Annotated in this window: 13 protein-coding genes and 1 riboswitch; of the genes, 8 read left to right on the plus strand and 5 right to left on the minus strand. The window is 60.9% G+C overall.

All coding sequences use genetic code 11. From position 1 onward, the window contains the following. Positions 1-11 precede the first annotated feature (11 nt). The gene (locus ACE3PP_RS17525; protein WP_374384501.1) at positions 12-704 is read left to right on the plus strand and encodes a TIGR02281 family clan AA aspartic protease; all 693 of its coding nucleotides are present in this window, start codon (positions 12-14) and stop codon (positions 702-704) included. On the opposite strand, the gene bluB is transcribed toward ACE3PP_RS17525, so the two are convergent. The 4 genes from bluB to metZ form a co-directional block, all read right to left on the minus strand. Further along, positions 705-1,343 carry a 5,6-dimethylbenzimidazole synthase gene (gene bluB / locus ACE3PP_RS17530; protein WP_374384503.1) on the minus strand — a complete coding sequence of 213 codons (639 nt, stop codon included), beginning with the start codon at positions 1,341-1,343 and terminating at the stop codon, positions 705-707. It lies immediately after the preceding gene. Continuing rightward, positions 1,340-3,325 carry a methylmalonyl-CoA mutase family protein gene (locus ACE3PP_RS17535; RefSeq protein WP_374384505.1) on the minus strand — a complete coding sequence of 662 codons (1,986 nt, stop codon included), beginning with the start codon at positions 3,323-3,325 and terminating at the stop codon, positions 1,340-1,342. The genes bluB and ACE3PP_RS17535 overlap by 4 nt, the downstream gene beginning before the upstream one ends. Before the next feature lie 103 nt (positions 3,326-3,428). Beyond that, complete coding sequence (locus tag ACE3PP_RS17540) at positions 3,429-3,827, minus strand: GFA family protein (protein WP_374384507.1); 399 nt, start codon at positions 3,825-3,827, stop codon at positions 3,429-3,431. A 50-nt stretch (positions 3,828-3,877) separates the two neighbouring features. Next, positions 3,878-5,074 carry an O-succinylhomoserine sulfhydrylase gene (metZ, locus tag ACE3PP_RS17545; protein WP_374384509.1) on the minus strand — a complete coding sequence of 399 codons (1,197 nt, stop codon included), beginning with the start codon at positions 5,072-5,074 and terminating at the stop codon, positions 3,878-3,880. 74 nt (positions 5,075-5,148) lie between these two features. Next, positions 5,149-5,223: riboswitch (SAM riboswitch) on the minus strand. Positions 5,224-5,387: 164 nt separating this feature from the next. Here metZ and ACE3PP_RS17550 point away from each other — a divergent pair. The 6 genes from ACE3PP_RS17550 to ACE3PP_RS17575 all read left to right on the plus strand — a co-directional run bounded on the left by ACE3PP_RS17550 (position 5,388) and on the right by ACE3PP_RS17575 (position 12,590). Beyond that, the gene (locus ACE3PP_RS17550; protein WP_374384511.1) at positions 5,388-6,578 is read left to right on the plus strand and encodes a YjgN family protein; all 1,191 of its coding nucleotides are present in this window, start codon (positions 5,388-5,390) and stop codon (positions 6,576-6,578) included. 84 nt (positions 6,579-6,662) lie between these two features. After that, on the plus strand, positions 6,663-7,805 hold the full coding sequence (locus tag ACE3PP_RS17555) for a YjgN family protein (protein ID WP_374384513.1): 1,143 nt from the start codon (positions 6,663-6,665) through the stop codon (positions 7,803-7,805). Between the two features lie 49 nt (positions 7,806-7,854). Next, on the plus strand, positions 7,855-8,934 hold the full coding sequence (locus ACE3PP_RS17560; RefSeq protein WP_374384515.1) for a M48 family metallopeptidase: 1,080 nt from the start codon (positions 7,855-7,857) through the stop codon (positions 8,932-8,934). Positions 8,935-8,942: 8 nt separating this feature from the next. Next, on the plus strand, positions 8,943-9,350 hold the full coding sequence (locus ACE3PP_RS17565) for a hypothetical protein (protein WP_374384517.1): 408 nt from the start codon (positions 8,943-8,945) through the stop codon (positions 9,348-9,350). Positions 9,351-9,629: 279 nt separating this feature from the next. Continuing rightward, complete coding sequence (ccrA, locus tag ACE3PP_RS17570) at positions 9,630-10,922, plus strand: crotonyl-CoA carboxylase/reductase (protein WP_374384598.1); 1,293 nt, start codon at positions 9,630-9,632, stop codon at positions 10,920-10,922. A 96-nt stretch (positions 10,923-11,018) separates the two neighbouring features. Next, positions 11,019-12,590, plus strand: a complete 1,572-nt coding sequence (locus ACE3PP_RS17575) for an acyl-CoA dehydrogenase family protein (protein WP_374384599.1) — start codon at positions 11,019-11,021, stop codon at positions 12,588-12,590. Here the strand turns inward: ACE3PP_RS17575 and ACE3PP_RS17580 are convergent. Then, a complete protein-coding gene (locus ACE3PP_RS17580) occupies positions 12,587-12,856 on the minus strand; it encodes a DUF6356 family protein (protein WP_374384519.1) in 270 nt (89 codons plus the stop codon). The two genes, ACE3PP_RS17575 and ACE3PP_RS17580, sit on opposite strands and share 4 nt — an antisense overlap. Before the next feature lie 129 nt (positions 12,857-12,985). On the opposite strand from ACE3PP_RS17580, the gene ACE3PP_RS17585 reads away from it, so the two are divergent. After that, the gene (locus ACE3PP_RS17585) at positions 12,986-13,471 is read left to right on the plus strand and encodes an Lrp/AsnC family transcriptional regulator (RefSeq protein ID WP_374384520.1); all 486 of its coding nucleotides are present in this window, start codon (positions 12,986-12,988) and stop codon (positions 13,469-13,471) included. Positions 13,472-13,534 lie beyond the last annotated feature (63 nt).

The raw sequence follows: 13,534 nt of genomic DNA on the forward strand, positions 1-13,534 counted from the left end.
ATCGTGGATATATGCGGAATCAGCGTTTCTTGTGGCCGTTCTTGGGGCTGGCCATTGTTGCCGGCCTCGTTCTTCTCTATCGCGCCAATCCCGACACCTTTGCCAACGATGACAACAAACTGCGCCTGATCTACTTGATCTGCCTGTTGGCATCATTCGGCGGCGGATTGGCAGCTCGGCTGCGCTTCGACACGAATCGTACCGTGGCGCAATTCGGAATCTGGGTTGCGATATTCTCAGGCCTGATTCTTCTCTATTCGTTTCGAGGTGAGTTCAGCATGTTGGGTGCGCGGCTGTCAGGCGAGTTGATGCCACGCGACGGCCGGGTCGAAGGCCCGCATATCATGAGCTATCCGCTGGCCGAGATTGGACATTTCAGGGTCGCCGCGAAGGCCGATGGGACGCCGCTTGATTTCCTGATTGATACAGGCGCCACCGACATCGTGCTGACGCCGGCTGCAGCACAGAGGATGGGCTATGACCTTAGTCGCCTGCAATATAACAAGGTGACGGAGTCCGTGAATGGCTATGTCCGCGGCGCACCGATTGTGATTGGCGAGTTCCAGGTCGGCAACATCGTCATGCATGATTTGCCTGCGACGGTGAACGAAGTGGATATGTCTTATTCGTTGCTCGGCATGGCGTTCCTGAAGCGGCTCAAATCCTGGCGTGTCGACGGCGAGCGATTGACGCTTGAACAGTGATCAGCGCGGCAAGACCTGCCGGCAGGCTTTCTCACGTGCCTGCCAGCCCTTGCGCTGCAGTTCCGGTTCGACATGATCCTCGGCCGGATAGCCGAGACAGAGATAGGCGACGAAGCGCCAGCCTTGCGGAACGTCGAGCGCGGCCGTTGCGGCATCAGGATCGATGATCGAGACCCAGCCGAGGCCCAGCCCTTTTGCCCGGGCGGCCAGCCACAACGTATGGATGGCCAGCACGCTTGAATAGCGCAGCGTCTCCGGCATGGTCTGGCGGCCGAGGCCCGCACCCTGCGGCGTTGCCTCATCGCAAAAGACGGCGAAATGCCGTGGTGCTTCCTTGAGGCCCGCCAGCTTCAGCTTGGCATAAAGCTCCGCCTTCTCACCCTCATAGCAGGAAAGTGCTGCCTCATTGGCCTGCTGGAAATTGGCGATGATCGCCGCGCGCCGTGCCGGATCGTCGACGCTGACAAAGCGCCAAGGCTGCGCATTGCCGACCGACGGCGCCAGCGAGGTGAGGTCGAGCAGATGCTCGACGATCTCGATTGGAATCGGATCGGTCCTGAAATGGCGCACGTCCCGGCGCCATGCCAGCAATTCCTCGAACTCTTGGCAGAAATCCGGGCCGAAGTTGCGTTGCGTCATGCCGCCTGCGAGCGTTGGTCCACCAGGGTCACGATCCCCGCCATGATGGCGTTGAGATCGTAATCCTTGGGCGTATAGACCCGCGCGACACCGAATTCCAATAACCTTTTTTCATCCTCGGGCGGAATGATGCCGCCGACGACCACCGGCACGTCGGCAAGGCCCGCCGCCCGCATCCGGTTCATGACATCGCCCACCAGGGCGATATGGGAGCCGGACAGGATGGAAAGCCCCACCACATGCACGCTTTCCTCGACCGCGGCATTAACGATCTGGGCCGGTGTCAGGCGGATCCCCTCATAGACCACTTCCATGCCGGCGTCGCGAGCGCGGACGGCGATCTGCTCGGCCCCGTTGGAATGACCGTCGAGGCCGGGCTTCCCCACCAGGATCTTAATGCGCCGGCCAAGCCGGGCCGAGGCGGCATTCACCTGTTCCCGCACCGTGGCGATGGCAATGCTGCCCTGGTCGATCGCGGCCCTGGCAACACCCGTGGGCGCGCGGAATTCACCGAACACCTTGCGCAGGGCCTCGCCCCACTCGCCAGTCGTCACGCCGGCATGGGCGCAGGCGATCGAGGCTTCCATGATGTTCTTCCCGGACCGGGCATCGGCCTCGAGCGCCGCCAGCGCCTTTGCGACCGCGTTGCTGTCGCGTGCCGCGCGCCAAGCCTTCAGCGCTTCAACCTGATCATGCTCGGCCTTGTCATCAACCGACATGAAGCCGCCATCACCACCGGAAAGAAGGGGCGACGGCGCGCTCTCGGTATATTTGTTGACGCCGACCACGACCTGATCGCCCGTCTCGATCGCGGTGAGGCGCCGCGCGTTGGATTCGACCAGGCGCTGCTTCATATAGCTCGACTCAACAGCTGCGACAGCACCACCCATCTGCTCGATGCGGGCCAGTTCCTCGCGCGCCTCGGCCTTCAGTGCCTCGACCTTCTTCGTTATCTCCGTCGACCCGTCAAAGATATCGCCAAATTCAAGGAGATCCGTCTCGAAGGCCACGATCTGCTGCAGGCGCAGCGACCATTGCTGATCCCAGGGACGCGGCAGGCCCAACGCCTCATTCCAGGCAGGCAACTGCACAGCGCGGGCGCGCGCATTCTTCGACAGCGTCACCGCCAGCATCTCCAGGAGAATGCGATAGACATTGTTCTCCGGCTGCTGCTCGGTGAGGCCTAAGCTGTTCACCTGCACGCCATAGCGGAAACGGCGGAGCTTCGCATCCTCGACGCCGTACCGCTCGCGGCAGATATCGTCCCACATCTCGGTGAAGGCGCGCATCTTGCAGATCTCGGTGACGAAGCGCAGACCGGCATTGACGAAGAAGCTGATGCGTCCCACGACTTGCGGGAAATCGGCGGCCGGCACTTGGCCCGATGCCTTCACGTGATCCAGCACGGCAATGGCGGTCGCCAGCGCATAGGCCAGCTCCTGCACCGGTGTCGCACCGGCTTCCTGAAGGTGGTACGAGCAGACATTGGTCGGGTTCCATTTCGGAACCTCGCGATAGGTGAAGCTGATCACGTCGGTAATCAGCCGCAATGAGGGCTCAGGCGGAAAGATATAGGTCCCGCGCGAGAGATATTCCTTGATGATGTCGTTCTGCACGGTCCCCTGCAGAGCCGACCGGGCGGCACCCTGCTTCTCGGCCGCGGCGATATAGAGCGCCAGCAGCCAGGGTGCCGTCGCATTGATCGTCATCGACGTGTTCATCTCGGCGAGCGGCAATCCGTCGAAGAGCGCCGTCATGTCACCCAAATGGCTGATCGGCACGCCGACCTTTCCCACTTCGCCCTTCGCCAGCGGATGATCGGAATCGTAGCCGGTCTGGGTCGGCAGGTCGAAAGCGACGCTGAGGCCCGTCTGCCCGCGCTTCAAATTGGTGCGGTAAAGCTCGTTCGAAGCCTTGGCCGAGCTATGGCCGGAATAGGTCCTGAAAAGCCAGGGTTGCTCTTTCTTCGGCGCCGCACTCATGGTCGTTTCCATCCCAGAACTTGTTTTTGTGCGGCGCAATATAGATGCCTTTTGCCGCACTGCGCAAGATCAGGCCGGAAGCAGCGATAGATTTATAATATTATTACCTGTCGTAGGGCGCATCCCGTTCCCAACGGGGCAAATGATCGTCGATTTTCAACCACTTCACTTGATCGCTGACCCAACCATGTCCCGTCGGCGCCAAGCTCGTGGGGTCGTCCACCGTCCCCAGCATGATGCCGACGCTGTCCCCAGCCGGATCGGTCATGAAGACGGCGGAGCCACACCGATCGCAGAAATGTCGGATGCCGCGGCTTGAGGATTGATAAGTCCGCGCCGAGCCGCTGGTGATCTCGAACTGGCTCTCGGGGATCTGCGCCCAGGCGGTCACGGGCGCCCCGCTCCAGCGCTGGCACATCTTGCAATGGCAGTAGTCGGTCACGGCGCCCTTGGGATCAAAGCGAAAGCGCAGCGCGCCGCAAAGGCATTGTCCGGTCAGCATGTGCGTGTCATCCCTCGATCGTTCGTGGGATGACACTAGCACGAATTGCCTCAGACGGCCTTCAGCGCCGTCATGAGATCGTCGATCAGGTCCGCCGGATCCTCGAGCCCCACGGAGAGGCGGATGAGCCCGGCGCCAATGCCCTGCGTTTCCTTCTGCTCGGGCGAGAGACGCTGGTGTGTGGTCGTCGCCGGATGCGTGGCGAGCGATTTGGAATCGCCGAGATTGTTGGAAATGAGCACTAGTTCCAGCGCGTTGAGGAACTTGAACGCCGCCGCTTTGCCGCCGGCAAGCGAAAGCGACAGCATGGTACCGCCGGCGCTCATCTGCTTCCGCGCGAGCTCCAACTGGGCGAAACCTTCCAGGGTCGGATAGCTGACGTCCGAAAGCTTGCCGTGGCCTTTAAGCGCCTGTGCGATCTTCAAGGCGCTGTCGCATTGCTTGGTCACGCGCAGGTCCAATGTTTCCAAACCCTTCAACAGCGTCCAGGCATTCATCGGGCTGAGGCTGGGGCCGGTATGGCGAATGAAGGGCTGCAGCGTCTCATTGACGTACTTCTCGGTGCCGAGGATGACACCGCCCAGACACCGACCCTGCCCGTCGATATGCTTGGTCGCCGAATAGACGACGACGTCTGCGCCGAGTTGAAGCGGTTGCTGCAGCAAGGGTGTGGCGAACACATTGTCGACCACGACCGTGGCGCCTGCCTGGTGCGCCAGGTCGGCGACGGCTTTGAGGTCGACCAGGCGCAGGCCGGGATTGCTGGGGCTTTCCAGGAACACCGCCTTGGTCGGCTTGGACAGCGCCTTCTTCCATTGCTCGATCTCGCGCCCGTCGACGAACACCGTCTCGACGCCCCATTTCGGCAGGATTTCGGCAAGGATGAATTGGCACGAACCGAACAGCGCATCCGACGCCACCACCCGGTCGCCGGACTTCACCAGCGACGCCAGGGCTGCAAAGACGGCCGCCATCCCGGAAGATGTGGCACGCGCCGCTTCGGCGCCCTCAAGCGCCGCCATGCGGCCTTCGAACATCGAAACGGTCGGGTTGCCGAAGCGCGAATAGACAAAGCGCGGCTGACTGTTGTCGAAGGCAGCCTCGGCTTCCTCGGCGCTCTGATAGACATAGCCGGACGACATGTAGATCGCCTCGGCCGTCTCCTTGAACTGGCTCCTGAGCTGTCCGGCATGGACCAGCTTGGTCGCCGCCTTCCAGTTCGCCTTGATGTCACGCTTTACCGTCATGCTCGTCACTCCGTCTGGTGCCCATTACGCGGGCACAAAAAAACCCCGACCGATGAAGGCCGAGGTGACGCGAACGAACGCATTCCTGGACCTTTTAGCGATTGGTTTTACGTGGCCGCAATCCGGCACAAATCACCACGGCCCCGAGCATCAGCACCGGGTCGACGCTTGTTAAGCCATTTCTTACCCTGCCTGTCAAGCACGCCCGGCACGCATTTGGGGCATGGCCGGCCCTTGTCCGAGCATATCGGCTCCACTATCAATAAGGGTGGCGGATGGGTTTGATAAATGATGTTGATGGATGGGGGAACGAATGACCGATCAGACACCGGATCACGGCGGACAGCGGGCGCCGGCAGGTTTTGGCCGACGCCCCGCTGAGCCGGTCCGCAGTCATTTCGTCTATGACGGGCGCCTCGGCGAACTCTATGGGATCTTCATCGTCAATTTCCTGCTGACCATCGTCACGCTCAGCATCTTCCGCTTCTGGGGCAAGACACGCGTCCGCCGCTATCTCTGGGCGCATACCAGTCTCGACGGCGATCGCTTCGAATATACCGGCACCGGTGGCGAACTTTTCGTCGGCTTCATCATCGTCATGATCGCCTATGTGATCGGCTCGATCGGCATCCAGATCCTTGGCATCTTCGTCGAGCCGGAATCGCCCGTATTGATCGCGATCCAGATGTGCGCCGCCTTTCTTATCCTCTATCTCACCTTCGTCGCCCAATATGCGGCCCAGCGCTATCGCCTGACGCGCACGCTGTGGCGCGGTATCAGCGGCGGCATGACCGGTTCCGCCTGGTCCTGGGGACTCAAGGGCATGTGGTTCTCGCTGCTCTCGCTGCTTTCGCTGACGCTCGCTTGGCCCTGGGCGCAGATGCGCCTGATCGATGACCGCCTCAACAATTCCTATTTCGGTGACGCCAAGGCCAGCATCACCACCAGCTCCAAGCCTCTCTACGCACCGTATCTAACTGGGATCCTCTGCACGTTGTTGGGTACTGCCACGATCATCTTTGGCTTTCTTGCCATCTACAGCAGAGTCCGATACGGCAACTGGGATGCTTTTATAACTGGCATGGGCGCCCCGCTTCCGACAGAGCCACCTGAACTACAGATATCTTTCCATTGGTGGCCGACCCTTCTTTGGATGTTCTTCGTTGGTTACTTCGGTCTAATCCTCATCGGTGCCGTAGCGATGAGTTGGTTCTATGTTGCGATGGCGCGCCAGATCGCCTCGAAGCTTGAACTGGGCGGCCTGCGCTTCGCGACGCCGCTGACACCCAGCGCGCTGATCAATCGATATGTCTGGAATATCCTCATCATCGTCTTCACGCTGGGCCTCGGCTTCCCCATCGCCGTTCATCGCACGATGCAGTTCCTCAGCCGGAACATCGAAGTACTGGGTGAGATCGAAGGCTCGGAAATCACCCGCGCCGACCTGCCACGCCCGAAATTCGGCGAGGGCCTGCTCGAAGCTTTCGACCCTGGGATTCTCTAAAGGCGCTCTGAAATAACCCCAGCTTGAGACAATTCAAGCCGTCTGCTACTTAAAGGTGCGGATAGCAGATGAAGGGGTATTCGCTTGCGCGCGGACAATTCGATGCGGCTGTCGCCGTCGGTGTCGTATGGCTCGGCTCAGCATCAGGAGATTGAAAAGCGGCTGCGTGCCGAAGCACAGCCGATCCACTACCAGGGCGAACTCGGCCCACTTGCCAGGCTATTCTATACGAATTTGGCATTGAGCCTGCTGACCCTCGGGATCTACCGCTTCTGGGGCAAGACGCATATCCGGCGATATGTCTGGTCGCAATTCGAAATCCTTGGCGAACGGCTGGAATATCTTGGCACCGGCCGCGAGCTGTTGCTGGGCTTCCTCAAAACCGCCGCCTTTGTGGCGATACTGGTAATCGTCCGCCAGTTCGGTCCGGAGTTCGTCGATCCGACCGGCTTTTGGGTGGTCGGAATCGCTTTGGGCACCAGCGCTGCCTTCGGTTTTCTATTTCTTGCGGCGCAGTTTTCCGCGCAGCGTTATCGACTGACGCGAACCGCCTGGTGTGGCATTCGCGGCAGCATGGAAGGTTCCGCCTGGCCGTACGCCTTCAAGACCGGTGGCCTCTTTATCGTCTCGGCTCTGCTGATCGGCCTCCTTATTCCGTGGTGGCGGATGACTTGTCTGGAACTGCGCATCAGTGCCAGCCGTTTCGGCAGCATGCGCGCCAATCTCGAGCCGGGCCGCTCGGTCTGTTTCTGGACCTTCATGCTTGGCTCGTTGATCGTCGGCGTCACCAATACAATGGTCGGCTACCTGGTGCTCGACGTGGTGCCGACTGTCGAGAACGCGCGTCTTGCCGAGGCGCTACAATTTATCTTGCCCTTGGTGGCTCTACTTCTCGTCCTGCCCTTTGCCTTTGCCCCTTATTACGCCAGCGTCCAGCACGAGATTTTCAACAACCTCTCATTCTTTGACAAGGATGCAGGCTACCTTCGGTTCGCCAGTTCGATCACGGCGGGTGGCGTTCTATGGCAGATGTTCACGGCTCTTCTGATTCTCGTGCCGACGCTCGGCCTCGGCTTCCCACTGGTCATGCATCGCTGGCTCAAATTTTCGGCCGACAATCTACGGGTCGGCGGTAAATTGGATCCTGCGGCGCTGCGGCAGGCAACCGAGGCCATGCCAAAAACCAGCGAAGGATTGCTCGAAGCCCTGGACCCGGGGATATTGTGAGGCGGCGCTCCAGGACGGGCGTTGGAACCATTCAAATTTGAGGACCGCCTTGACCGACGACCGCTATTACGATGGCCAGACCGCAACCGCCCATCGCGTAACCGTGACACCGTTGGGCAACACCCTGCTCATTGCGTCGACTGGGGACCCGGCGCTGGCACGTTGGCCAATCGAGGACATGCGCGTCATCGATGCCAACAAGGTGACGGGGGCGCTGAATTTCGGCCGTGTCAGCGATCCGGCGCCACGCCTCGTGCTCCATGAATCACCACAGCGGCAGCAACTGCTCGACGCCAATCCGCATTTGAAGGAATGGAGATCGCGCGCCGCCAAGCACGGTTGGTCGGTGGGCCTCGCTTGGACGGTGGCCGGCCTTGCCATCGCCACCCTATTCTATTTCGGCTGGCGCGACGGCAGTGCCTACCTGGCGCGCTTTGTCCCGAAACCTTGGGAGCAGAAGCTCGGCGCCCACATCTACAAGGCGATCACCAAGAATCTCACGATCTGCGAGGGCAACGGCGGCAAGGCCGCTTTGCGCCAGCTGGTGGATCGGTTGGCGCCGCCCGAATTGCAGAAGGACGCTGGCAAGAAGCAGGAGGGCATCACCGTCGATGTCGTCGACATGAAGCTGCCCAATGCCTTCGCCTTGCCGGGCGATCATATCATGGTAACAAGCGGGCTCATCGATATCGCGACCTCACCCGACATGGTTTCCGGCGTGGTCGCGCATGAAATCGGGCATCTCGACCTGCGCCACCCGACGCAAAGCGCCATCAGCAATCTCGGCATCAGCGCCACCGCCAGCATCATCCTGGGCGGCTCCGGCGTCGGCGACGTGGCGACATTGCTCACGATCCTCTCTTATTCCCGCAAGATGGAACATGAGGCCGACATTCGCGGCCTCGATCTCCTCAAGCAAGCAGGCCTCCGCGCCGATGGCATGGCTGCGTTCTTCAAGGTGATGAAGGAAAAGTTCGAGAAGGACGGGCACAGCCTCATCCCCGACTGGCTCGCCAGCCATCCCGGCCTCGACGAACGTGCCGACTACACCAAGGCCGATACGAGCGGCACCACTGCCATGACCGACAGCGAATGGCAGGCGCTCAAGGATGTCTGCAAGGTGCGGTGAGTTCTCGAATGGGCAATGCCATCCTCTTCAACACGATGCGCAACACCGATCGCGAGGTGACGATCAACCTCATAGATTCCGGTATTGAGATTGTGAGCGGTACCGGCGAGCCGATCGCAATCTGGGCCTATAGCGTGGTTGATCTCCTTAAGGAGACTGAATTACGCGACGAAGGCCCCTTCGTCGTTGCGCATGACCCGCAAAGTATCTTGCAAGTCCCAGACAGCGAATTATGGAACCGAATCGTTGAGCGTGCGCCTCAGGCCCGCAAGACGAAGCGGGAGGCGACCGCCACAGCGTGGTGGCGCATTTGGCGTGGGGTACCCGATCAAGCGGCCGGCGCGTTATGGATCGGGATCGTCCTCACGATCGTTTGGGCCGGCCGGCAGCTGTATCTATGGATATTCCCATCCTAAGCTTCACCGAAAACCCAGCCATTTCAGTACCTTCTTTTTCGCGGCGCACGGTCGCGATTTATAATATAATTTCGCAATATTTTGATAACTGGGCCATTTTCGTACCGATTTTGTGTCGTTAACGTAGTTTTCTATCATCAGACTATTGACTGTGCTGCAACCGCGAAGGCAGGATGCGGTTGATGCTGCAATGGCTAAATGCCCACAAAAGAGGCCAGGCCGCAGCGCCAGCAAAGGATGGGAAGACGAATCATGAGTGAGACCGCGAAAATCGTGGCGATGGAACCGAAATCGACCGACAAGGCCGCTGCCCCCAAGGCAGCGCAGCCGACGGGCAAGAGCATCTACGAGATCGGCGAAATTCCGCCGCTCGGCTACCTGCCGCCGCAAATGTATGCCTGGGCCATCCGCCGCGACCGCCACGGCCCGCCCGAACAGGCGATGCAGATCGAGGCCGTCGAAACCCCGCAGCCCGACCAGGATGAAGTCATCGTCATGGTGATGGCCGCCGGCGTGAACTACAACGGCGTCTGGGCGGGTCTCGGCAAGCCGATCTCGCCCTTCGATGTGCACAAAGCCGAATATCACATCGCCGGGTCCGATGCCGCCGGCATCGTCTGGGCCGTTGGCTCCAAGGTAAAGCGCTGGAAGGTTGGCGACGAAGTCGTGGTTCACTGCAACCAGGACGACGGCGACGACGAAGAATGCAATGGCGGCGATCCGATGTTCTCGCCCAGCCAGCGCATCTGGGGCTATGAGACGCCGGACGGTTCCTTCGCCCAGTTCTGCAAGGTGCAGGGCCGCCAGCTGATGCCACGTGCCAAGCATCTTACGTGGGAAGAGAGCGCCTGCTATACGCTGACCCTCGCCACCGCCTATCGCATGCTGTTCGGCCATCGCCCGCACATCCTGCGCCCGGGCCATAACGTCCTCATCTGGGGCGCCTCGGGCGGCCTCGGTTCGATGGCGGTGCAGCTCTGTGCCACGGCAGGTGCCAACGCCATCGGCATCATTTCCGACGAATCCAAGCGCGACTTCGTGCTGTCGCTCGGTGCCAAGGGCGTCATCAACCGCAACGATTTCGATTGCTGGGGCCAGCTCCCCGATGTCGACGACACCGCCGGCTACAATGAGTACATGAAGAAGTGCCGCGCCTTCGGCAAGGCGATCTGGGACATCACCGGCAAGGGCAACGATGTCGATTTCGTCTTCGAACACCCGGGTGAGCAGACCTTCCCGGTCTCCTGCTTCGTCGTGAAGCGCGGCGGCATGGTGGTCTTCTGCGCCGGCACCACCGGCTACAACCTCACCTTCGACGCACGCTTCGTCTGGATGCGCCAGAAGCGAATTCAGGGCAGCCATTTCGCCAACCTGCTGCAGGCGAGCCAGGCCAACAATCTGGTGGTCGAGCGCCGCATCGACCCCTGCATGTCCGAAGTGTTCGGCTGGGACGATATCCCCGCCGCTCATACCAAGATGTGGAAGAACCAGCACAAGCCCGGCAACATGGCCGTGCTGGTGCAGGCCAAGCGGCCCGGTCGCCGCACGCTCGAAGACTGCATGGAGGATTAAGTGTCCGCCGTGCTACGTGAAGAAGGAGCGGCGGCCTCGCCGCTCCTCACCGATCTGCTTGTCCGCGCCCGGAAGAGTCTGACCGGCGCCCAAGTGATGGTCGAGGAAGCGCGCGGCCGGTTGATCGGCCGCGTCACGGCTGGCGGCAAGGTGGATGCCAAGGCGCTCGATGCCCAGCAATTCATCGCCCACGGCTATTCCTGGCTTGCCACTTATGTAACGGCGCTCGAACAGATGCTGGCCTGGGCCGAGCGGCTCGAAAGCTCGGGTCGCTTTGGCGAGCGCGAGCAGCTCATCCTGCAGATCGCCTTCGGCGAATATCTCTCGCAGATCAAGGGCGGCTGGCCGATGAGCCAGGGCGAGATCGTGCGTCTCGCCGATTTCGGCCTCGATCCCAACGCGGCGAAGTTCGACGAAACGCTGATGGGCAATGGCAACAGCGCCGCCGCCCGTGCGCGTCTCGCCGATCTCATCGCCGATGGCGAATTCGGCGAAGCAGCGCTCGATGACGAAGCACTCGCCATCGTCCGCGACCAGTTTCACGCCTTCGCCAGCGATCATGTCGAAGATGCCCATCATTGGCATCTCAAGGACGAGCTCATCCCGCTGGAGATCATCCAGCAGCTCGCCGACATGGGCGTTTTCGGCCTGACGGTCCCCGAGGAATTCGGCGGGTCCGGCATGGGCAAGCTGGCGATGTGCGTCGTTACCGAAGAACTTTCGCGCGGCTATATCGGTCTCGGCTCTCTCGGCACGCGTTCGGAGATTGCGGCCGAGCTCATTCGCCTCGGCGGCACCGAAGAGCAGAAGCAGAAATGGCTGCCGAAGATCGCGAGCGGCGAGATCCTGCCGACCGCCGTCTTCACCGAGCCCAATACCGGCTCCGACCTCGGATCCTTGCGCACGCGCGCTGTGAAGGATGGCGACGTCTACCGCGTGACCGGCAACAAAACCTGGATCACCCATGCCAGCCGTACCGACGTCATGACGCTGCTGGCACGGACGGACCCGAACTCGACCGACTATCGCGGCCTCTCCATGTTCCTCGCTGAAAAGCCGCGCGGAACCACGGACAATCCCTTCCCCGCGAAGGGCATGAGCGGCGGAGAGATTCATGTCCTCGGCTATCGCGGCATGAAGGAATACGAGCTCGGCTTCGATGGCTTCGAAGTGAAGGCGGGCAATCTCCTCGGCGGCAAGGAGGGCGAAGGCTTCAAGCAGCTGATGGCGACCTTCGAATCGGCGCGCATTCAGACGGCGGCACGTGCCGTCGGCGTTGCGCAATGCGCGATGGAGCTCGGCCTCAAATATGCGCGTGAACGCGTGCAGTTCGGGGCGCCCATCTACAGCTTCCCGCGCATTCACGGCAAGCTCGCCTGGATGGCCGTGGAAACGATGATCGCTCGCCAACTCACCTATTTCGCCGCGCGCGAAAAGGACAGCGATCGGCGCTGCGACATTCCAGCCGGCATGGCGAAGCTGTTGGGGGCCCGTGTCGCGTGGTCGAATGCCGACAACGCGCTGCAGACCCACGGCGGCAACGGCTATGCGCAGGAATACAAGATCAGCCGCGTTCTCTGCGACGCCCGCATCCTCAACATTTTCGAAGGTGCGGCTGAAATCCAGGCCCAGGTCGTGGCCCGTGGATTGCTGAGCGGTCGGAACTAAGCCGACCGCATCTCCGTCATCGGTGCCTCAACTGCCTGGTGGTTGACCGTCGGCGCATGGCGCATGCGGTTGACCACCATGCGGTCGTGAAGCTCCCGGATCGTGTTGCTGCCGGTTTTCACGCAGAGACCGGGGATCAGGGCATGGATGAAACAAGCCGCGGCGCCCAGGAACATCCGGCCGCTGAAGCAGCTCGCCATGTAGAGATGCTCCCAATAGCTCTCGCCGACCGATTTCGGATGCTCGATAAACAGCTTGTCGATCATGGACTTGGCTCCTGCGGCTGCGGCTCTTGGACGCAGAGGGATCTTATCGCAGGACTCGTGAGAATTTTTCCTATTATTTGCGTCTATGTGCTATCGTTGAGCAAAATTATCCCACATTACTGTCCATATATGGAAAAAAACACCATCAGCGACCTGGATCGCATCGACGTTCGCCTCCTGACGGCCCTCCAGGCCGATTCCGATCAGGCGATCGCCGAGCTCTCCGAAACAGTTGGCCTTTCCGCCAACGCCTGCTGGCGCCGGATCAAGCGGTTGGAGGAGCTCGGCATCATTCGCGGCCGCGTCGCCCTTCTCGATGCAATGAAGCTCAATCTCGGCGTCACCGTCTTCGTCACCATCCGCACCAATGAGCACAACGATGCCTGGCTGCAGAAATTCAATGCGGCGGTGGCGCAGATTCCCGAGATCGTCGAGCTCTATCGCATGAGCGGCGAGGTCGATTACCTGATGAAGGTGGTCGTCGCCGACATCGCCCATTATGACCGCGTCTACAAACGCCTCATCTCACTGGTGAAGCTCACCGACGTCAGTTCCAGCTTCGCGATGGAGCAGATGAAATACACAACGGCGCTGCCGGTCCGGCAGGTCGGGTAGGCAGGCTGGTTGACACCGGCCCCGCGACTGAACGATCATTCAATTCTTGAATGCTTATTCAGC

Origin of the sequence: Dongia sp. (assembly GCF_041910485.1) — a bacterium.
Taxonomy (GTDB): Bacteria; Pseudomonadota; Alphaproteobacteria; order Dongiales; family Dongiaceae; genus Dongia.